Here is a 20,564-nt window from a genome sequence, read left to right on the forward strand (position 1 = left end):
CCTGCCAAGCGAGCCAAGTCAGTAACTTCACCATCTTCGTAGGCATTACCTTCGTACTGTTCACGATCGATGTAGTCTAACTGTGCTTGTCCTGCCAAGCGAGCCAAGTCAGTAACTTCACCATCTTCGTAGGCATTACCTTCGTACTGTTCACGATCGATGTAGTCTAACTGTGCTTGTCCTGCCAAGCGAGCCAAGTCAGTAACTTCACCATCTTTGTAGGTATTACCTTCGTACGGTGCTTCAGCTGCTTTAGCTGTTTCTGTTTGCGCTGTCACAGCAACAATAGATGATACAGCAAAGGCCGCCAGCCCCACTGACGCATGCTTCAACAAGCTCTTCTTGCTCTTTGTAACCATAAAATCCCTCCATAAAGCAAACTAATATTAAAGTCACAAATATTACGACCAAAGTAAGGATAACACTGTTTAAAAAATTATACAAATAAATTTAAAAAATTATTTACATCATTTAAATAGTGTTCTTGTAATAGTTTTTTCTATTCAATATTTACTTTTTTGGTTTATAATGAACACCCTAGCAATCACCTCTATGGTCAAAGGTGATCATTTTTATATCTTCATTCTGTTATACTATGCTTTTAGAAAGTAGGTGGAGCCTTGTCATTTGATGGGTTATTTACACATGCGATGGTTCGTGATCTCAATGCACAATTTGCTGGGTCAACGATCCGTCGCATTCAACAACCGAATCGCCACAGTGTGATTTTTACGATTCGGTCTCACAAGAAAAATTATAAACTTCTATTAACCATTGATCCGAATATGGCGCGGCTACAGTTAACTGAACAATCCTATGTTAATCCGGAAGCTGCGTTGAATTTTTTGATGGTGCTGCGTAAATATATCGACGGTGCACGAATTGAAGCGATTCGCCAATTTCAGAGCGACCGTATTGTTTTCTTCGACTTGATTCGCCAGAACGAGATTGGTGATGAACAGCCGATGCAACTGGTACTGGAGTTGATGGGTCGTCACAGTAATCTATTCCTTATCGACCAGGAGCACCGCATTATTGATACCTTGAAACATGTGGCGCTCAGTCAGAATCGCATACGTCCGCTAATACCGGGTGCAACTTATCAGTTCCCGCCACTCCAAACGGATAAGCATGACCCGTTTGAAGATAGTGCTGACCGCCATGCGCACGTTGAAGCGATGATGTCTGAAAATGAAACCATTACATCTAAAGTGGTTCAAGCGCATTGGATCGGCTTCGGGAAGGATTCGGCACGTGAACTATCCGAACGATTGTATGCGGAACCGGCGCATGCGGTGCACATTTTCGATACCTTTATTGCTGAGTTTGATCGTCCACAACCGACGTTGACCTATACGACAGATGGTAAGTGGCATTTCCATGCAATCGATTACCAATCGGTTGGCGGTGATAAGGAACATTTCGAGACGCTCGGTGGTTTGTTGGACAGCTACTATGCGAAATTGGCACATTCTAGCAAAATCAGTGAACTGTCTGATCAACTCGACCAAGTGATCAAACATCATCTTAAGCACAATCGTAAGAAACAACAGAATCTAACATCCGACCTTGCCAAAAGTGAAAAAGCGGATGACTATCGCGTCAAGGGCGAAGTGTTGTCTACCTACCTCTATCTGATCGACAAAGGTAGCGAACAAGTGTCGCTACCTAATTTCTACAATAATAATGAAGATATTACGATTGCTTTAGATCCAGCACGAACTCCGTCTGATAACGCACAGCGCTATTTCAAACGCTATCGTAAGCTTCAAAATTCGAAGCAGTACATTGAGCGTGAAATGGCAAAAGTTAAGGATGAATTAATTTACTTCGAATCACTCGAGACACAGTTAGCGCAAGCGGATGGTGACGCCCTCGAGGACATGCAGTCGGAGCTGATCGACGGTGGCTATATCAAACAGCATAAACGCAAAGCGAAAAAACAGCCAAAAGCATCCAAACCGCGTGCATTCAAATCGTCAGCTGGTCATGCCATCTATGTAGGGCGCAATAATCGCCAGAATGATTATCTCACGCACCGCGAGGCGAACCGCGAACATTACTGGTTCCATGCTAAGAACATTCCAGGCAGTCATGTAATATTAGCGACCGATCAACCGACCGATGCGGAGATTGAAGAAGCTGCGAAGTACGCGGCCTTCTTCTCTAAATATCGCTATTCGGCCAATGTCCCGGTTGACTATACACAGGTCAAGGATGTCAAGAAACCAAATGGCGCGAAACCGGGCTTCGTGAATTATTTCAATCAGCAGACCGTCTATGTGACACCCGATCGCATGATTGATGCGTAGATACTGCTTGCGAACATATGTTTGCTATTGGGGCGTGTTTATGGTAGCTTAAGCTTGATTATCAATACATGTGATGCAGAGGAAGTGATGGAATGAAAGAACGTCAACTCAACATTCTCCAATTTATCTATGACAGTGTTGAAGCGCGCGGTTATCCACCGACTGTTCGTGAGATCTGTGACTCAGTCGGTTTGGTCTCTACTTCAACGGTTCACGGGCATCTCGCTCGCCTTGAGGAGAAAGGCTACCTCTTCAAAGACTCTTCAAAACCGCGAGCCTTAGAAATTACGGATAAGGGCCGTGAGATACTCGGAATTAAGGTTGATAAAGGAATCCCGATGGTCGGAACGGTAACGGCTGGTCAGCCCATTACCGCTATTGAAGATATCGAGGGCTATTTTCCAATGCCACCGATGCTCGCGCATTCTAACGGTGATAACTACTTTATGCTGAAGATTCGCGGGGAGAGTATGATTAATGCCGGCATTTACAACGGTGATTACGTGATCGTACGCCAGCAACCGAATGCCGATAACGGTGAAATCGTTATTGCGATGACAGAAGATAATGAAGCCACCTGCAAACGATTCTACAAAGAAGATGGTCACTTGCGTCTGCAACCGGAGAATGACACTATGGCACCGATTATTCTCGATCGCGTGCAAATCCTCGGTAAAGTCGTGAGTCTCTATCGTGATAATATCTAGACAAAAAGGATCGCCACATTCACGTTTATGGTGAGTGGCGATCCTTTTTTATTATACATGATTACTTTATGCTATGACTTATTCACCTTCGAATTCAATCAGGCTCATAACATCCAAATCGCTGAACTGCTCGCGCCCTTTGAGATCGACGAGTTCGATAATGAAGGCTGCACCGACAACCTCGCCTCCGAGTCTCTCAACGAGCTCACGTGAGGCTTTTACCGTTCCGCCAGTTGCGAGTAAGTCATCGACTAATAACACACGTTGGCCCGGTTTGATGGCATCTTTCAAGATTTCTAACTCATTGGATCCGTATTCGAGATCGTAAGAAATGCGTTCAACTTCACGTGGTAATTTACCTGGTTTACGTGCAGCGACAAAGCCTGCATTCATTGCATAAGCTACAGGTACACCTACCATAAAACCGCGAGCCTCTGGGCCAATAACAACATCAGCTTTCACTTGCTTGCCGTATTCAGCAATGCGGTCAATCGCTTCTTTCATTGCATCAGCGTCTTCAAATAATGGCATCACATCTCTAAAAATAATGCCTTCTTTAGGATAATTAGGGATTGATACAATTGTGTCCTTTAAATTCATTCTGTTCCTCCATCATTCGATACATCAAACAACGCCTGTTTAAGCGTTTCACAATCACTATAACGGAAAAATCGTTCTGCGTCGATCTGTGCCCGTCTTTTTCTCATTAAAGGGAGAGCCATTAAGTCTACCGATTGTGCCGTTTCCCTAATCGAGATATTCGGCGCATGATAGGCAATTAATTGCCCTTCCTTTAGTACTTTAAGCATAAACTTTAATTTATCTACTGACCAGTGGAAATACTTCGCGAGTTTTGCTTCATTGCCAATGAGCGGAATCGCACCGTGTTTTTTGATATATACATACAATTGACCAAAATCTTGCTTCGAAATCGATTCACTCAAATACGAATTCTGTTCACTATATGCAAAAACATAAATATTTTTTACATTAAGTGTTTGAATAACTGCTTTGAGTTTTTCGACATCACTTAAACAGTCAAAAATGACAATTTGATCAATTGCCACAAATTCATCATTTTCTAAATCAGTCAGTACCAATGTATTCAGCACTTTGGCCTGTGAATCATCAGGTATTTCGGTACGGAATCGTTCATAGTGTGTTTCCTGCTCAAATAGGTATAAGGCATTGGAAACATTAAATAGCGATTGTCGATTGGAAACGCGCCGTAGATCATAGACCTCCGCTTCATCAGAACGGATATCAATGATCTGTCCCTGAGCGTTACGTTCCCCTTGCCACGTATTAATGGACAACTTCACTAAAACATCTATACGATTTCCAAACTTCAACCAAAAAGCTTTTTCACCTATTCGAAAACCAATCAGCGATAAGGTATTCTCGCCATCACTCACCTGTAACTTTAATGTATTACGATCGCGACCCACACGTTGCACTGATTGAACGGTGACATCTCGAAGCATAAACAGTGGCGATGTATTATCCTGACCGAACGGCTGCATGGCCTGTAATGATTCAATAAAGGGAATCGTTACCTGCGTTATCGGCAATGTCATATCATACGTCTGTTTCGGTGTCTGTGCGATCACTGATTCAAATGCTGTAGCCGATGCGATAACTTTTTGGCGCCATGCGTCATAGTCATCCTCATCAATAGTCATACCAGCTGCTGCCGCATGACCGCCCCACGCTTCTGCAAGATCTGATGCCTGATCCAAAATCTCATAGAGACTGATACCTTCTGGGGCACGCCCTGAACCTTTATAGATATGTTTGTCAGTATCGTGGTCCAATAGAATAGCTGGACGATGATATTTTTCAGAGACGCGACCAGCAATAATACCTACAATTCCCGCATGCCAATCCTCACCACTAAGTACAATGATCGGTGGTAATTCAGACATTGCTTGTAGCTGTTCATCAACATTCTGGGCGATAGCATCACCGATCGCCCGTCGTTCATTATTTAATGTCTCGATTTCCTCGATGATTTCATTGGCTTCAAGGTCATCAAATGTCATCAATAACTCAACACCAGGCATCGCTTGTTTCATTCGTCCGAGTGCATTTAGTCGCGGTGCAATAATAAAACCAATCGTCTCTTCATCTACTTCAGCTAACGGAATATTGTTTTCTGAAAGTAATAATTGCAAACCGATACGCTCTGTATGTTGTAATTGCTCAATACCTCTTTGAACAATATATCGATTTTCATCCGTTAAACTCACGACATCCGCAATAGTACCCATCGCTGCCAGATCTAACATTTCAATCGGTAAGTTGCCTTCATTCATAGCAGTTGCAACTTTTAATGCCACACCAGCACCACAGAGCTCACCAAAAGGATAATTCCCTTTTGGATGTCTAGGATGCACAATCGCATAAGCATCCGGCAAAGTATCATCAAGCTCGTGATGATCGGTGACGAGCACATCGACGCCCTCTGATTGCGCATATGCGATCGCCTCATGACCCCGCACACCATTATCACAAGTCAGGATGACATCCACACCTCGTTTAATGAAATACTGATAAACAGACTTGTTGGGACCATAACCATCTTCGAAACGATCTGGTAAATAGTACTCTACAACTCCACCTAATCCTTCAATCATTTCAACTAAGATCGTGGTACTTGTGATACCGTCCACATCGTAATCTCCGTATACCAAAATATGTTCCTGAGCTGCAATCGCTTGTTGCAATCGATTAACCAATCGATCCATATCATATAATTCAAATGGTGAGTGAAATGTCTCAGCCGGCGATAAATAGGCTGCTAACGCTTCTTCATCCGTATAGCCACGTTGATTAGCTAAACGAATCAATGCCTGTGACCAACCGTTTGATTCTGAAAGCTGTTCAATCTCATCATCTGTTAATGTATTTGCAAATTGTTGACGCTGTTCCCATTGCTTTTCAGCATGTAACATCTAGTCACCTCCGATTATGATTGAGGTTTACCTTTAACAGGAAAACAACGGAAAAACGCATCGATGCCTTGATGGACAACTGTCGGTGCGATTCCCTGTAACTGAATCAATAAACGATAATATTTAGGCACAACAATTTCATGTTTTCCAGTATGTAATGCACGATACATCTTACCTGCTAGCACCTCTGGATCAGTTAGTAAATGCTGGACTTTATCACGATACGCAGCATTAACAGCGCTATGTGTAAAGAAATTCGTATCCACCGGTCCTGGCATCACCGCTGTTACACCAATACGCGTTCCCGTTAGATCCTGGCGTAATGCATTGGCGAATCCCCAGACTCCCGCCTTTACCGCTGAATAGACGGTCGTATTCGGAGTCTGAATCAATCCTGATACCGAAGCGACCAACATAATGCGACGCTGTTTGATCGGCTGCTTTCGAAGTGCTTTTGCAAAAAGCTTCGAAAGATACATCGTCGCTGTCAGATCCACCGAAACCATATCTGCAATTTCATCGTACGTCATGTTCTCAATCGCTTCGAAATCGCCATATCCAGCACAATGAACAAGGGCAAAGGTATTACCACAAGCTACTGCTGTCTTCAATAATTGATCGCAAGCCGCAGGTGATGTCAAATCGCCACTAAATTGCACTACATCGGGACTCCCCAACTGTAAACATTCCTCAGCCACTGCGTCAAGACGCCGATCATTTCGCCCAGCAAGAACGAGTGGATAAGTGCGCTTTGCTGCATATTTTGCAAATGCACGACCAATACCACTTGATGCACCGGTTACCACAATCCAATCCTTCATATGCCAGACTCCTTAAATCGTATATTCATCGAAATCACGAACGACTTGCACATTTTTAAAGATTTTCTTTGCATCACGGCGCATCATTGTAATATCTTTTCCCAGATAACGTGCCGAGATATGTGTCAAATAAAGCTGTTTCACCTTACCAGACCGTGCGAGATTAGCCGCTTGACGTGCTGTTGAGTGGAAATAGCGGTGTGCTAAACGCTCTTCACCGCCTGCATAGGTCGCTTCATGTACCAAAACATCCGCATCTTGCACCAAGGGCAGTGCACTCGGACAATAGCGCGTATCGCCAAATATGGTGATCGTCTTCCCTGGTTTTGGTTCACCGACAAAGTCATGGCCGTCAAGTACGGTGCCATCTTCCAATGTCACTGTTTCAAGATTTTTCAACTTACCTAACAATGGGCCATTCGGTACGCCAGCTGCTCTTGCTTTGTCGATTAATAATTCGCCAGGATGATCCTTTTCCTCTACACGATAGCCGTAAGATTTAATGACATGATCTAAAGTATCGTAGACGACCCGATATTGATCATTTTCAAAACAGACACCTTGCTGATCTAGCTCTACAATCTCAAATGGATATTTTAATTTAGTTCCAGAAGCTTTGAGTGATGCATAGACATAATTTGCCAATCCTTTCGGTCCATACAACGTTAATGGATCGTCATCTCCGCCCTGGAAGCTACGACTGGATAAAAACCCTGGCAATCCGTAAATATGATCACCGTGGAGATGTGAGATAAAGATTTTACTAATCTTTCGCGGACGCAGCGTTGTTTCTAAAATTTGATGCTGTGTTCCCTCACCACAATCGAACATCCACATTTCGTTACTTTCATCTAATAATTTCAACACTAGGGACGAGACATTACGCGTTCGTGCTGGTAAGCCCGCGCCCGTGCCTAAAAACGTTAGTTTCACTTTCTCCTCAATTCTAATCCATCGCCCGATTAACGATAGAATTCAAACTGATAATCTACAATCTGAACGATATCGCCATCTTGAGCTCCTGCTTCGACTAAGGCTTCATCGACACCGCGTTTTGTTAATTTGCGTGCAAAACGCAACGCAGATTCTTCATAATCCAAATTCGCCATCTTGAAGTCTTTTTCAATTTCTTTACCTGAAAGAATCCAAAGGCCGTCTTCACGCGTTAAGTTGAAATACGGTTCCTCAGCTGATTGTTCATCAGAAGCCATCTGATAGGCCGCAGTTGTTTCTTCAGCTTTTATCTCTGCTTCTAGTTCACGTGCTTCTTGGATCATCTGCCATGTCTTATCAGTTAAAGCATCCAGTCCTTCGTGACGGAAAGCAGAAATCGGAATAATTTCAGGCGTCGCTTGTTCGATACCTTGTTCTGCATAGTATTTTGGCAAGCGATCCTTAAAATCTTCTAAGTACAATTCTGCTTCTGGTACATCCATCTTATTCGCCACAATAATTGTCGGGCGTTCTAGCAATTCAGGATCATAACGATAGAGCTCTTGATTGATCGCTAAGTAATCATCCCATGGTTCGCGATCATCTGCGCCTCCCATATCGATAACATGTAATAAGACTTTGGTACGTTCAACGTGACGAAGAAATTGGATACCTAATCCGATGCCTTCTGAAGCACCTTCAATCAATCCTGGTAAATCTGCAATAACAAATTGTTCTGCACGTTTTGTCTCTACTACACCGAGATTAGGCGATAACGTAGTAAATGGATAATCGCCGATCTTCGGTTGGGCATCCGTTAATACCGATAATAATGTTGATTTACCAACAGATGGGAAGCCAACCAAACCCGCATCCGCTAGAACACGTAATTCAAGAATTAATGTACGTTCCTCACCTGGCTCACCGTTCTCTGAGATTTCTGGTGCCGGATTATTGTGCGTCGCAAATTTTTTGTTACCACGACCACCACGACCACCATGGGCCACAATAGCTTCCTGCCCAGCTTCAACCATATCCGCGATGACTTCACCTGTATCAAAATCTTTAACAATTGTTCCAGGTGGCACATTAACGACCATATCATCGGCGGCTTTACCATACATTCCTTTTGGCATACCGTTTTGTCCAGGTTTCGCTTTATAGTGGCGGTTATAGCGGAAGTCCATTAAGGTACGTAGCCCTTCATCCACTCTAAAGATGATGCTACCACCATTACCGCCGTCACCACCGGCTGGGCCACCATCTGGACGGAACTTTTCACGCAAGAAAGCAACGATACCGTCGCCCCCTTTACCAGCTGCAACCCAGATTTTAGCGTAGTCATAAAATGTTGACATATTTGCCTCCTTTGTGGGCTTTAGTCAGCCACTTTCTCATTGATTCGTTTTACATCCGCAACGGCTAAGATCATATCAGACAGTTTTTCAAGAAGGGTTAAACGGTTATTGCGACGTGTTTCATCTTCAACCATGACCATATTGTCATCAAAGAAAGCTGTGATTTTTGGCACTAAGATTTCTAACTGCTGCAATGCTGTTTCTGGTGACACATCACTTTCGAGCTCCTTATACGCTTGGTATAGCGCTTCTTCGGAATCTGTTTCAAACGCACTAGCCTGAATACGCCAGCGATCCTTGAGCGGTTCATCTTGAGAGGTACCCAAGTTAACCGTACGCTGCCATGATTCAACAGCCGTTTTGAAGTTTTCTTCTTTACTGAATGACTGTAACACTTCTGCAGTTTCAGTAATGTATACGACATCTCTCACGGATGCGTGACGTGCCGCATCTGAGATATCTGGGCGTATCGCTGCATCTTTCAAGATAGCGACTAGACGATCATCGACAAATTTCAAGAGTTGTTCTGTGAGTTTTTCACTCTCTTCATCCGCCATATCGTACACATTGGTTAATACTTCTGGTAATGTTTCTTCCCAATGAAGCGGTAAATGTTCGCTCAATAAAATTTGAACAATACCGATCATCGCACGACGCAATGCGTAAGGGTCATTGGAACCAGAAGGCACTTTATTGATGGCAAAGAAATGAATAATCGTATCTAATTTATCTGCAATCGCAAATAGAATGCCGAGTGGTGTCTTTGGTTGTTCGCCTTTAGCCTGCGTTGGTAAGTAATGTTCGCGAATGGCAGTAGCCACTGCGTCGTCTTCACCTAATTCACGCGCATAAATTTCACCGACAACACCCTGTAAGCTCGAGAATTCATCAACAACTTGTGTCACAAGATCAAACTTGTAAATAGCACCTAAACGCTCAATTTTGGATTTAAATTCATCGTATAATTCACCAGCAAACGTGTCTGTCGTTTCCCATAAACTATATAACGCTTTAGCTAATGCCGTCGTGGACGCCATCTTATCTGCTAATGAGCCGATCTTTGCATGGAATGTGACACCACTGAGTTGTTCTGCAAAGTCATCGATCGAACGCGCACGATCTTCACCTACAAAGAATAATGCATCTTCCAAACGTGCCACTAGCACTTTTTCGTTACCAGCTTTAACGCCTTCAATATTGGTATTATCCCCGTTACGCAAAGCAATAAAGTATGGGGCAAGATTCCCCTGTTCATCACGAACTGCAAAGTAACGTTGATTGTCGCGCATTGAGGTAATTAACACAGCTTCTGGTAGTTCAAGATATTTCTCATCAAAGTGACCGAGAAATGCTGTTGGCCATTCCACAATCTGTGTAACTTCTTCCAATAATTCTGGATCTTCGATTACAGACACCTTAGCATCTGAGGCAATCGAAGCGATCTGCTCTTGGATTAACGCTTGACGTTTATCCTGATCGACAATGACAGAAGCAGCTTCGAGAATTTCTTCATAATTGCCAGCAAAGTTAATGGTCACTTCACCTTCAGACAATGTGCGATGCCCTAATGTCGTATTACCCGCTGATAAATGACGAACGGCAAATGGAATAACTTCCTTATCAAATACAGAAACAATACCGTGAATCGGTCTCAAATATGTGAAGTGTGACTCTGTACTCCATTTCATCGTATTTTGGAATTGCATGCTTTCAATGACTGATGCCATACCCGGTAAGATATCACGTGTCTTAGATCCAGAATGTGCGATATCTACATAAGCATACGATTTACCATTTAGATCTTTAAAGTAAATATCTTCGACATCAACACCTTTAGAACGCGCAAACCCCATAGCTGCTTTAGACCATTCACCATCATCACCTTTAGCAATCGCTTCAGTAGGTCCTTTAGCTGTTTCAGTGAAATCAGATTGTTTATCTGCTAAACCAGTCACTAACACTGCAAAACGACGTGGCGTGGCGTAAGCCTTAATATCTTCAAAAGACAGACGGTTCTCTTCTAAGAAGTCAGCTACACGAGTCTTGAACTGCTCACTTACCGCACGCACCATACGCGCTGGCATTTCTTCAATCAGTACTTCTACTAAATATTGATGATTATTCATGAGCTTCCTCCTTTAATAAAGCTTCTGCATCTTCTCTCGATAAAAGCGGATATTCTAGTTCCTTACGACGATCTACCATCAAAGAAGCCACTTGGTGCGCCATACGACGAACACGTGACAGATAGTTTTGACGGTCACTGACAGAAACAAGCTTACCGGCATCCATCAAGTTGAACGTATGTGAACATTTCAAAATGTAGTCATACGCTGGATAAACTAATCCATTTTCAATCTGTGCTGTTGCTTCGTGTTCATATTGATCGAAGGCACGGCGCAACATTTCACCATCCGCTTTTTCAAAAGAATAAACGGAGTGTTCGTATTCAGGCTGTTTAAAGATTTCACCGTACTTCACGCCGTTGGACCATTCCAAATCATAAACAGATTCAACGTCCTGAATATAAGACGCTAAGCGTTCCAATCCATATGTAATTTCTGACATCGTTGGTGCGACTTCAAGACCACCGACTTGTTGGAAGTAGGTAAACTGAGTGACTTCCATCCCATCGATCCAAACTTCCCAACCGAGTCCAGCACATCCCATGGATGGATTTTCCCAGTTATCTTCTACGAAACGGATATCATGATCTTTGGCATCAATCCCTAAAACACCTAAACTCTCAATATAGAGTTCCTGAATATTTTCTGGGTTTGGTTTCATGACCACCTGGAATTGGTGATGTTGGTAGAGACGATTGGGATTTTCGCCGTAACGTCCATCTGCCGGACGTCTCGAAGGTTCCACAAAACAAGCTGCCCATGGTTCTGGACCGACTGCACGTAGGAACGTATTCGGATTCATCGTCCCTGCACCTTTTTCTGTATCATAAGCATTGAGCACTAGACATCCTTGTTTCGACCAAAATTCATACAAGGACAAGATCATTTCTTGTACCGTTTTTTTCGGCTCACTCATTTAAACACTCTCCTTCATATAAAAAACGTCCCTATGCGCTCTAAAGCGACATAGGGACGATTAACTCGCGGTTCCACCCTAATTCCGGTTATTTAACCGGCACTTGATTATCATTAATGTTCTTAGAGAATATGCCAAACTAACGCCGTCTGCCATGCTGTCCGCTCACACCATCCGAACTCGCTGATGAGTCACGGCATAACGCCAAAATTTCTCTCTAAAGGTAATCCTATTATACTGTAATGGTAAAAAAATCGTCAAGAATCACTTAACGTTTTTGGCTCTTGCCAATGCACCATCTGATCAATAAAACTCTTGCTTTTGAGATGTAGACCAACATATTCTTCATATAATTGATCTATCGCTTGACGAATGGATTGAATCGTCTCATTGCTTACATGAACCGACTTCAATGTTTCTAAATTTGCATGTGCCAGTCGTTGAATCATAGCTGTTGTCTTTGGTTCCCAATGTAAGCGTCTTGAATCATGACTAAAATGATCACGGCATAATAACCCATTATATTTTACAGAGTAGTCGAGTACGCCCGTCATTCGACCACAAATTGCGCATTGTTTAAGATTAATTGGTACCCCAAAGAGCGGTAGTAATTGTAGTTCAAAAATATTTAATACAATCACTGACTGTGAAATATCCTCTAGACGCCGTAGCCCCAATTCAAACAGATGATAAAGGTATGTCGATTTAATATTATCATCAACTACAGCATCAGCAAGGCCACTCATATAGCTTGCATAAGCGTTCACTTCAATATCTTCGACCGTTCGCTTAGGAAATTGATAATCATTTACTTGATTCAAAAACGATAAGCCTGAATCATTAATGTGTCCAATGAATTCACCACGTACAAATGGAAAAGCCACCAAACGCAAGGCATTCTTTGGTGACTTAATATTGCGTATCAAAAACATACGTTTCCCGTGATTCTCAGTTAATAACTTGATTAAGATATCGCGTTCTTTGTATGCCCGTGTTGATAATACGCAAGCACGAAATGTTTGATAGTAATCCGCCACATTATCGCTTCCTAAACCTCTGATTTATCATCGTAACCGTACTCTTTGAGGCGGGCTTTATTATTGCGCCAGTTCTTTTCAACTTTAACAAATAATTCAAGGTAAATTCCTTCGCCAAGTAAACTTTCAATTTCACGGCGCGCATTAACACCGATCTGCTTAATTGATCGTCCACCTTTTCCGATGATGATCCCTTTCTGACTCTTACGTTCAACGATGATATTAGCATAGACATGCACTTTGCCATTTTGATCTTTCTGCATCGAATCAACCGTTACTGCAATTGAATGCGGCACTTCATCACGTGTGTGTTGGAGCACCTGTTCACGAATCAATTCACTAACGACAAAGTATTCCGGATGATCTGTGATTTGATCTTCTGGATAGTACTGTGGTCCCTCTGGTAGATGTGTTTTTAGTGATTTAAATAAATCTTTGACCCCCGCCTGAGTTAATGCAGAGAGTGTAATAATTTCAGTAAATTGTTCAGTGTTTGGGATATATTCAAGATATGCTACCAAAGTTTCTTTATCTGTTTGATCAATTTTATTAACAACCAAAATTTTTGGCGTATGGACGCTCGCTAATTTCTCCATAATGAAACGATCGCCAGGACCGATAGGATCAACAGCGCTCACCATCATTACAACAGCATCCACATCTTCCAATGAGCCATATGCAGTTTGATCCATGTAATCATCAAGAACATTTTTAGGTTTGTGGATCCCCGGGGTATCAATGAAAATCATCTGACATTCTTTATCTGTATAAATAGCTTGGATTCGATTGCGTGTAGTCTGTGCCTTATCACTCATAATCGCAATCTTTTCGCCAACGAGTGTATTCATCAATGTCGATTTCCCAACATTTGGACGACCGACAATGGCTACAAAGCCTGATTTAAATTCATTATTCAATGCTTATCCTCCTATGATTTCGATAAGATGTGGCCACACAATCGCTGTGCTAATAATCAGAACAATAATACAGACCACTACTACCATTCCAGCGGCCATATCCTTGATATGTTTTGCTTGTAGATTATAGCGATTGCCTACTACAAGATCGACAACAGCTTCAACGAGACTATTTAATAACTCTGCCGTAAACACAGCACCGATGCATGCAATGATGGCTAACCATTCGTTACGGCTCAATCCTAACCACCAACAGATTAACAATACGACTATTGTAATGATGCTGTCGATTCTAAGATTACGCTCATTCTTCCAGGCAAAAAAGATCCCTTCACATGCGTGGTAAAAGGATGCTAGCCAGTGCGTGTGTTTAAACGACGGCGGTATATTTTTGGAATAATTATTTTTCTCGGGTGAGCCCATAATCGTCTAATATCTCATCTTGTAATCCAAACATGCGTTTCTCATCTTCAACTGTTTGATGATCAAATCCATTCAAGTGTAAAAAACCGTGAACAGCTAAAAATCCGAGTTCTCGTTCTAGCGAATGTCCGTATTCTTCAGCTTGACGCTCTGCAGTATCCAAGGATATAAATAGATCTCCCAGTTCATATGGCATATCTTCTGGCCATTCAAGGATTCCCTCTTCTTCATCTGTAACATCGTTAATAGCAAAGCTAATGACATCTGTCGGGCGATCCACCTGACGATATTCACGATTAATGACATGGATGCGTTCATCATCAACAATTGTAAGTGATACTTCAGTTTCTCTCGATAGCTCTAAATGATCAGCTGCTAATTGCAAAACACCTTCGAACATCTCTTGTTGTGCGGTAGTGATTTTATTCGTCTCATCACTGAATCCAATCGTTAGGGTCATGCGTTTTCTCCTTCTTCAGTCACTGTATCAGACATTTTTTTAGGCTTCTCATAAGCATCAATAATTTTTGATACCACAGGATGTCTTACGACGTCATCGGATGAGAAGCGGATGAAACCAACTTCGGGAATATCTTGTAATTTTTCTTGTGCATCCAATAACCCTGAACGCACCCCGCGTGGTAAATCAATTTGTGTCGCATCGCCATTAACAACCATGTGTGAACCATAACCTAAACGCGTTAAAAACATTTTCATTTGTGCGACAGTCGTGTTTTGAGATTCATCAAGAATCACAAATGCATCATCCAAGGTACGGCCACGCATATAAGCAAGTGGTGCAATCTCAATGATATTTCGTTCTAATAGTCGGTCTGTATGCTCTACACCATAAATGCTATACAATGCGTCATAAACTGGACGTAAATATGGATCAACCTTTTCCTTAAGGTCACCTGGCAAGAAACCAAGACTTTCACCAGCTTCTACCGCTGGGCGAGTAAGAATAATGCGTTTAACTTCACCATTTTTCAAAGCGCGCACAGCCATAACAATGGCTAGAAACGTCTTCCCTGTCCCCGCAGCTCCAATCCCAAAGGTAATTGGATGTTTTTTAATCGCATTAATATAGTCTTTCTGCCCATCCGTTTTTGGACGAATCTGCTTACCTTCAAATGTTTTTCCAATCGGTGCATCATATTGATGTTTAAATTGCTGAAGCTGATTACGTGATGCTAAATGCATTCCAGATAAGATGTCCTGTTCTGATAGTGTCTTGCCATCATATAACATCTGATCAAACACTTGGATTAAATCCATCACTGTATGAACTGCACGTTCTGAACCTCGAATCTCTGCCTGGTCACCGCGCGCTGCAATCATGACACCAAATGTAGATTCCATCAATTTTAAATGACTATCTTGGACACCAAAAATGACTAGTGCATTCTCCGGGTGTCTTAATTCTATCTTTTTGGAAATTAATGACTCCGTCAACCGGCGAAAACTCCCTTCAATTATCATTTTAGTGTCTTAAGTATAGCATATTTTTCATAGCAACAGAAAAACGCAGAGTTTAGTCCCTGCGTTTTCCCTTAATCTAATAATCTATTATTTCAGTCGTGATTCAATATCTTAGCGTTTTTTCTTGAAAGCAAATGCTGAACCGACACCTACTAATGCCATTGCAAGACCTAATCCAGCAGATGCAAAATTAGTCTGCGGTAATTGACTTGCTGCATTAGCTTCAGATACACTTTCTTCTTTTTTATCTGTTGATTGTGATACAACGTTTTGCGCATGAGGATTCATCATCATGTCACGGTGATGTTCATACATCATATCATGATGGTGACCAGTATGATTGTGGTGGTTCATTTCAGATTCAGAATCTTCATCCGTATCTGTATTAGGTTGCTCATTTTCAACATCAGATTGACTAGCTAACGCTTGTGCATCAGCAACAATCTCTAACAATTCAGTGTAGCTTCCTGCTTTATCAATACGTTCGAAGAAGTCATCTTTTGTTTTCGCATCGAAGTGTAAACCAGCAATGTAGTCAGCAGCGGCATCTTTGACAATAGTAATCGTTTCGAGTTCTTCGTAACCCGCTTGTGTTAACTCATTTATAATATTGTCACTGATCATTTGAAGTGCTTCGCATTCATCAAGCATCTCTTCCCACATGCCGAATTGGATTTGGAATGCGCTCTGTTCAATCGCTTCTTTAACTAAAACTAAAGCGTCTACCTCTTCGTATGAACCAGCTTTGTCAATACCTTCAACGTAGGCATTCAAGTCTGCTTCGTCGAAGCCTAATTGTGCGTGACGTTTGATGCTTGTCCTTTAACAGTTTCAATTGTTTTAAGCTCGGTGTGGGCTTCATTGATAACATCTTCGGCGATATCATGCTGAACATCCACTTCTTCAACGAATTCTTCTTTAACAGATGCATCGGTAGAATCTTCCAATATTTTGTTGATTTCAACATTGCTTTCAACAGATGTAGCTTTAGCATCAATATCTTGAGTTACTGCAACTGTAGATGCTACTGCGAATGTAGTCAATCCTACAGGTGTATTTTTCAAGAATTTTTCTTATATTTCATTACATCACCTCATAAAATACAATTATCACTAACAATATATTCACAATAAAAATAGGAAATTTCACTGATGCACACACTTACATATATATCGTAAAACGCTTGATGCATCAAGCGAAATTCCCTATTTTCATCAATTCCTCAACGGATATAACCTATAAATTTTAACATGTTTGTGAATATTATTAATCTAAATGATCCATAAGTCATAATTGTATACCATTGAAGGATTAATAATTTTATATCCATTTTTCATTCATTGCATATGCAGCAACGGCTTTGTGTTGATCTTCTTCATACCTTTTTCCAAATGAAATATGCAACATTTCTCCTTTATCGAGCAATTCGACCAATGGATCAAGATAATGTTTTTCTTCGACTGGTAAATAATCTTGCGCCGCTTTTGTTAATTTCAAAGCGATAGCTGGTATCGTCTCTCCTCTAAATTCTGCTTTCCATCCTTTAGTACGACAATTTTCTTTTAATTGATTAATTTCCTCAATCGTTATGTTGTTAATCTGTTCATATAATTTATTTAATAATGCTTCATTATAAAAAATCCCTTTTGTCAATGCTGGAACACTAAAATTCAACGGATATGGCACAGAATCCGGACTGCGGACTTCGAGACATTGTTTCGCGCGGATATCAAAAAAACACATCGATAACGCAAACTCGACCATCTCATCAGATTCATCATTATCGAATATTTCATCAAAGGTTGTTGTTCCGGTATAGATTGTTCCATTAGCCGTTTCATAAAAAATTGTTGGCAATGAAAGAATTTTTTCGGCATATTTTTCATATCCAAAGTCATTATCAAAGGTAGTAGGGATAATCCCACAGCGATCTGGATCGCAGGCTAACCACATATCTTGACGCAGAGAATATTTATCGTAAGGTTTCCCATCAAAAATATATGCCGTATCATATACTGAATGTAAAATCGGTGCTAATGCAATGGCTACCTGATACTTCTTACGAAAATCTTCTTCATCGCTGTAATCAAATAAAGCTTGAACGCTAGCACTCGTTTTCATGACTCCGTAAGCATCGTCACTAAAATACTTGTCCATCAACTGATAACGGTCTTTTGGAATCAATGAAATATCTTCTAGTTTAGATTTGGGTTGAGAACCTATTGCGACCACATACTGATTTTTTGATTCAAAGACCTCTAAAACATCTTTAATGGCTTTTTTATATTTATTCTCTAATTTTTCAATTGAAATTTCTGCATCTACAGATATCTCAAATTGACTCGCAGGTTCAGTTGAGATGCTGATACCTTCACCTTCTAATCCCACGGTATAACCATTCTCAATGACTGGTTCATAGCCTTTTTTGACTAACTCTTTTAATGAAGATTCAATACCATCCTCACCTTCAAATGGCACAGTTTCTAATGTATCTTTATATACCGTAAAGTGTTCGCACTCTAGACCTATTTTGTACTCTGATTCATTCTTTTCTCCTGCGCGCATGTAATCAACGATGCGTTTAATATGTTTCTTATGACTCATTAAAAGTCCTCCGTTCTCGTTATAAATCGGAACTACTAATTAATTTCTATTATCATAATTGCAACTATTGGCAGATTCAAATATAACAGTCGTCTCAAACCAATGATTTTTAATTAACGATTGCTAATGATAGCTAATATAGATCACCAATTCCTTCAATTGCTATATGCTATTAAAACATGTATAACAAACTTATCTAGTAAGGAGGAAGTATTATGAACACAAGTATAGCCATACAAGTATTACCTGAAGCTAATAATGAGGAAGAATTATGCCGTATTGTTGATGAAGTAATTAAATACATTGATAGTACTGGTCTTCACTATGAAGTAGGTGCATTTGAAACAACAATTGAAGGTGATAATTACGATCAACTCATGGATATTGTTAAAGAATGACAAAAAGTTGCAGTAAAAGCTGGAGCGCCTAAAGTTTCTGCTTACGTTAAAATAGCTTATCGACCGAATGATGAAATTTTATCGATTGATCAGAAGACCGGGAAATATCGACAATAATGTTTTTTATGTAAAGTTTGTTATTTTCTCATAAAACACACGTTTCTTTTTGTTTATAGATTCTCGGAACATATGAAATTACCTTATGAAACAAATATGGCAACTTTTAAGTCCACTTTTTTATAAGGGTAAAAAAAATAGCACCTAAGAGGTAATCTCCTAGGTGCTACAAATAGCCTTGTAGAGCTAATTCCATGATGCCGGCGGTGGGAGTCGAACCCACACTCCCGATAAAAGGAACTGGATTTTGAGTCCAGCGCGTCTGCCAATTCCGCCACGCCGGCATGGAAAATAATTAATCTATAGGCAGAAAAGGCGGTAATCGGATTTGAACCGACGATCGAGGTTTTGCAGACCTTTGCCTTACCACTTGGCTATACCGCCACACTATAGAAAACTGGGATAGCTGGATTCGAACCAGCGCATGACAGAGTCAAAGTCTGTTGCCTTACCGCTTGGCTATATCCCAATAATAAGGGCGAATGATGGGACTTGAACCCACGAGTGCCGGAGCCACAATCCGGTGCGTTAACCAGCTTCGCCACATCCGCCATTATAACATAAATCTTAGCTTAATACAATAACAGGGACAGTAGGAATCGAACCCACAATGACGGTTTTGGAGACCGTAGTTATACCGTTTAACTATGTCCCTATGCCGCTGTATATGTTATACAAAGCTAATGGAGGGAGAAGGATTCGAACCTTCGAACTCTGAGAGGGCGGTTTTACAGACCGCTGCGTTTAGCCACTTCGCTATCCCTCCAAAAAGTGGTCCGAGACAGAATCGAACTGCCGACACTATGAGCTTCAATCATATGCTCTACCAACTGAGCTATCAGACCAACATATATTATTAAGATTTAACGATCCCGATGAGATTTGAACTCACGATCTCCTCCGTGACAGGGAGGCATGTTAACCACTACACCACGGGACCAATATGGAGAATGAGGGGATCGAACCCCCGACATCCTGCTTGTAAGGCAGACGCTCTCCCAGCTGAGCTAATTCTCCAAAGTTATATTTGTTATATATTTGGTTAAGATGACCCGTACGGGATTTGAACCCGTGTTACCGCCGTGAAAGGGCGGTGTCTTAACCACTTGACCAACGGGCCTTGTGATAAGTAACGGAGAGTAAGGGATTCGAACCCTTGAAACAGTTTCCTGTTTACACGATTTCCAATCGTGCTCCTTCGGCCTCTCGGACAACTCTCCAAAAGTGAGCCGTGAATTCTCATCCTAAACTCTACTCCGCAAGTAGGACTCGAACCTACGACATCTTGATTAACAGTCAAGCGCTTCTACCAACTGAGCTATTGCGGAATAAGTGCACGGCAACGTCCTAGTCTCACAGGGGGAAACCCCCAACTACCTTCGGCGCTAAGAAGCTTAACGGCTGTGTTCGAGATGGGAACAGGTGGATCCTTCTTGCCATCGTCACCGCACATTTTCAT

At 41.5% G+C, this 20,564-nt stretch carries 18 protein-coding genes, 12 tRNA genes, 1 rRNA gene and 1 pseudogene; 3 read left to right on the forward strand and 29 right to left on the reverse strand.

What is annotated here, in order from left to right:
* On the reverse strand, positions 1 to 359 hold a 359-nt coding region (locus ACWOEX_RS06335), incomplete at its 3' end, for a hypothetical protein (RefSeq protein ID WP_455298728.1).
* A gap of 261 nt (positions 360 to 620) precedes the next feature.
* Between ACWOEX_RS06335 and ACWOEX_RS06340 the strand changes: the two genes are divergently transcribed.
* On the forward strand, positions 621 to 2,312 hold the full coding sequence (locus tag ACWOEX_RS06340) for an Rqc2 family fibronectin-binding protein (RefSeq protein WP_455298729.1): 1,692 nt from the start codon (positions 621 to 623) through the stop codon (positions 2,310 to 2,312).
* Between the two features lie 92 nt (positions 2,313 to 2,404).
* Complete coding sequence (lexA, locus tag ACWOEX_RS06345) at positions 2,405 to 3,019, forward strand: transcriptional repressor LexA (RefSeq protein ID WP_455298730.1); 615 nt, start codon at positions 2,405 to 2,407, stop codon at positions 3,017 to 3,019.
* A gap of 78 nt (positions 3,020 to 3,097) precedes the next feature.
* Here lexA and ACWOEX_RS06350 read toward each other — a convergent pair whose 3' ends face one another.
* The 15 genes from ACWOEX_RS06350 to ACWOEX_RS06420 all read right to left on the reverse strand — a co-directional run bounded on the left by ACWOEX_RS06350 (position 3,098) and on the right by ACWOEX_RS06420 (position 18,590).
* The gene (locus tag ACWOEX_RS06350; protein WP_455298731.1) at positions 3,098 to 3,619 is read right to left on the reverse strand and encodes an adenine phosphoribosyltransferase; all 522 of its coding nucleotides are present in this window, start codon (positions 3,617 to 3,619) and stop codon (positions 3,098 to 3,100) included.
* Entirely contained in the window at positions 3,616 to 5,973 is a 2,358-nt protein-coding gene (gene recJ / locus ACWOEX_RS06355; RefSeq protein ID WP_455298732.1) for a single-stranded-DNA-specific exonuclease RecJ, read from the reverse strand. The genes ACWOEX_RS06350 and recJ overlap by 4 nt, the downstream gene beginning before the upstream one ends.
* A 14-nt stretch (positions 5,974 to 5,987) precedes the next feature.
* A complete protein-coding gene (locus ACWOEX_RS06360; RefSeq protein ID WP_455298733.1) occupies positions 5,988 to 6,794 on the reverse strand; it encodes an SDR family NAD(P)-dependent oxidoreductase in 807 nt (268 codons plus the stop codon).
* A gap of 12 nt (positions 6,795 to 6,806) precedes the next feature.
* Positions 6,807 to 7,727: a ribonuclease Z gene (gene rnz / locus ACWOEX_RS06365; protein WP_455298734.1), complete on the reverse strand. Its 921-nt coding sequence runs from the start codon at positions 7,725 to 7,727 to the stop codon at positions 6,807 to 6,809.
* A gap of 29 nt (positions 7,728 to 7,756) precedes the next feature.
* The gene (obgE, locus tag ACWOEX_RS06370; protein WP_455298735.1) at positions 7,757 to 9,085 is read right to left on the reverse strand and encodes a GTPase ObgE; all 1,329 of its coding nucleotides are present in this window, start codon (positions 9,083 to 9,085) and stop codon (positions 7,757 to 7,759) included.
* 20 nt (positions 9,086 to 9,105) lie between these two features.
* Positions 9,106 to 11,211 carry a glycine--tRNA ligase subunit beta gene (glyS, locus tag ACWOEX_RS06375; RefSeq protein ID WP_455298736.1) on the reverse strand — a complete coding sequence of 702 codons (2,106 nt, stop codon included), beginning with the start codon at positions 11,209 to 11,211 and terminating at the stop codon, positions 9,106 to 9,108.
* Positions 11,204 to 12,127 (reverse strand): glycine--tRNA ligase subunit alpha, encoded by a 924-nt coding sequence (glyQ, locus tag ACWOEX_RS06380; protein ID WP_455298737.1) that lies wholly within the window; start codon positions 12,125 to 12,127, stop codon positions 11,204 to 11,206. Before glyQ ends, glyS begins: the two co-directional genes overlap by 8 nt.
* 257 nt (positions 12,128 to 12,384) lie before the next feature.
* Positions 12,385 to 13,164, reverse strand: coding sequence for a DNA repair protein RecO (gene recO / locus ACWOEX_RS06385; RefSeq protein WP_455298738.1), 780 nt, complete (start codon positions 13,162 to 13,164; stop codon positions 12,385 to 12,387).
* An 11-nt stretch (positions 13,165 to 13,175) separates the two neighbouring features.
* Entirely contained in the window at positions 13,176 to 14,081 is a 906-nt protein-coding gene (era, locus tag ACWOEX_RS06390; RefSeq protein WP_455298739.1) for a GTPase Era, read from the reverse strand.
* Between the two features lie 3 nt (positions 14,082 to 14,084).
* Positions 14,085 to 14,504, reverse strand: coding sequence for a diacylglycerol kinase family protein (locus ACWOEX_RS06395; RefSeq protein ID WP_455298740.1), 420 nt, complete (start codon positions 14,502 to 14,504; stop codon positions 14,085 to 14,087).
* Positions 14,482 to 14,964 (reverse strand): rRNA maturation RNase YbeY, encoded by a 483-nt coding sequence (gene ybeY / locus ACWOEX_RS06400; protein WP_455298741.1) that lies wholly within the window; start codon positions 14,962 to 14,964, stop codon positions 14,482 to 14,484. Before ybeY ends, ACWOEX_RS06395 begins: the two co-directional genes overlap by 23 nt.
* Positions 14,961 to 15,959: a PhoH family protein gene (locus ACWOEX_RS06405; protein WP_455298742.1), complete on the reverse strand. Its 999-nt coding sequence runs from the start codon at positions 15,957 to 15,959 to the stop codon at positions 14,961 to 14,963. Before ACWOEX_RS06405 ends, ybeY begins: the two co-directional genes overlap by 4 nt.
* A gap of 138 nt (positions 15,960 to 16,097) precedes the next feature.
* On the reverse strand, positions 16,098 to 16,760 hold the full coding sequence (locus ACWOEX_RS06410; protein ID WP_455298743.1) for a hypothetical protein: 663 nt from the start codon (positions 16,758 to 16,760) through the stop codon (positions 16,098 to 16,100).
* 17 nt (positions 16,761 to 16,777) lie between these two features.
* Positions 16,778 to 17,050 (reverse strand): hypothetical protein, encoded by a 273-nt coding sequence (locus ACWOEX_RS06415; protein ID WP_455298744.1) that lies wholly within the window; start codon positions 17,048 to 17,050, stop codon positions 16,778 to 16,780.
* Positions 17,051 to 17,306: 256 nt separating this feature from the next.
* On the reverse strand, positions 17,307 to 18,590 hold the full coding sequence (locus tag ACWOEX_RS06420) for a glutamate-cysteine ligase family protein (RefSeq protein ID WP_455298745.1): 1,284 nt from the start codon (positions 18,588 to 18,590) through the stop codon (positions 17,307 to 17,309).
* A 215-nt stretch (positions 18,591 to 18,805) separates the two neighbouring features.
* Here ACWOEX_RS06420 and ACWOEX_RS06425 point away from each other — a divergent pair.
* Positions 18,806 to 19,105: pseudogene (locus ACWOEX_RS06425) on the forward strand (thiamine-binding protein).
* Between the two features lie 198 nt (positions 19,106 to 19,303).
* Here the strand turns inward: ACWOEX_RS06425 and ACWOEX_RS06430 are convergent.
* From ACWOEX_RS06430 to rrf, 13 genes are all read right to left on the reverse strand, one after another.
* Positions 19,304 to 19,389: transfer RNA gene (locus tag ACWOEX_RS06430), tRNA-Leu, on the reverse strand.
* Between the two features lie 29 nt (positions 19,390 to 19,418).
* Positions 19,419 to 19,489 (reverse strand) — tRNA-Cys (locus tag ACWOEX_RS06435).
* Positions 19,490 to 19,502: 13 nt separating this feature from the next.
* A tRNA-Gln gene (locus ACWOEX_RS06440) sits at positions 19,503 to 19,574 on the reverse strand.
* 8 nt (positions 19,575 to 19,582) lie between these two features.
* A tRNA-His gene (locus ACWOEX_RS06445) sits at positions 19,583 to 19,656 on the reverse strand.
* Between the two features lie 33 nt (positions 19,657 to 19,689).
* Positions 19,690 to 19,760, reverse strand: a tRNA-Trp gene (locus ACWOEX_RS06450).
* 29 nt (positions 19,761 to 19,789) lie between these two features.
* A tRNA-Tyr gene (locus ACWOEX_RS06455) sits at positions 19,790 to 19,871 on the reverse strand.
* Between the two features lie 6 nt (positions 19,872 to 19,877).
* A tRNA-Phe gene (locus tag ACWOEX_RS06460) sits at positions 19,878 to 19,950 on the reverse strand.
* Positions 19,951 to 19,972: 22 nt separating this feature from the next.
* Positions 19,973 to 20,045 (reverse strand) — tRNA-Asp (locus tag ACWOEX_RS06465).
* A 4-nt stretch (positions 20,046 to 20,049) separates the two neighbouring features.
* A tRNA-Val gene (locus ACWOEX_RS06470) sits at positions 20,050 to 20,122 on the reverse strand.
* Between the two features lie 31 nt (positions 20,123 to 20,153).
* Positions 20,154 to 20,225: transfer RNA gene (locus ACWOEX_RS06475), tRNA-Glu, on the reverse strand.
* A gap of 13 nt (positions 20,226 to 20,238) precedes the next feature.
* Positions 20,239 to 20,325 (reverse strand) — tRNA-Ser (locus ACWOEX_RS06480).
* A gap of 34 nt (positions 20,326 to 20,359) precedes the next feature.
* Positions 20,360 to 20,433: transfer RNA gene (locus ACWOEX_RS06485), tRNA-Asn, on the reverse strand.
* 6 nt (positions 20,434 to 20,439) lie between these two features.
* Positions 20,440 to 20,555: ribosomal RNA gene (gene rrf / locus ACWOEX_RS06490) — 5S ribosomal RNA — on the reverse strand.
* Positions 20,556 to 20,564: the final 9 nt, after the last annotated feature.

Source organism: Aerococcus vaginalis, assembly GCF_053762225.1.

Bases quoted from the DNA above. Each gene is read 5' to 3' on its own strand.
- lexA (WP_455298730.1), top strand. From the start codon at position 2,405: ATGAAAGAACGTCAACTCAACATTCTCCAATTTATCTATGACAGTGTT.
- ACWOEX_RS06350 (WP_455298731.1), bottom strand. From the start codon at position 3,619: ATGAATTTAAAGGACACAATTGTATCAATCCCTAATTATCCTAAAGAA.
- recJ (WP_455298732.1), bottom strand. From the start codon at position 5,973: ATGTTACATGCTGAAAAGCAATGGGAACAGCGTCAACAATTTGCAAAT.
- ACWOEX_RS06360 (WP_455298733.1), bottom strand. From the start codon at position 6,794: ATGAAGGATTGGATTGTGGTAACCGGTGCATCAAGTGGTATTGGTCGT.
- obgE (WP_455298735.1), bottom strand. From the start codon at position 9,085: ATGTCAACATTTTATGACTACGCTAAAATCTGGGTTGCAGCTGGTAAA.
- glyS (WP_455298736.1), bottom strand. From the start codon at position 11,211: ATGAATAATCATCAATATTTAGTAGAAGTACTGATTGAAGAAATGCCA.
- glyQ (WP_455298737.1), bottom strand. From the start codon at position 12,127: ATGAGTGAGCCGAAAAAAACGGTACAAGAAATGATCTTGTCCTTGTAT.
- ACWOEX_RS06395 (WP_455298740.1), bottom strand. From the start codon at position 14,504: ATGGGCTCACCCGAGAAAAATAATTATTCCAAAAATATACCGCCGTCG.
- ybeY (WP_455298741.1), bottom strand. From the start codon at position 14,964: ATGACCCTAACGATTGGATTCAGTGATGAGACGAATAAAATCACTACC.
- ACWOEX_RS06420 (WP_455298745.1), bottom strand. From the start codon at position 18,590: ATGAGTCATAAGAAACATATTAAACGCATCGTTGATTACATGCGCGCA.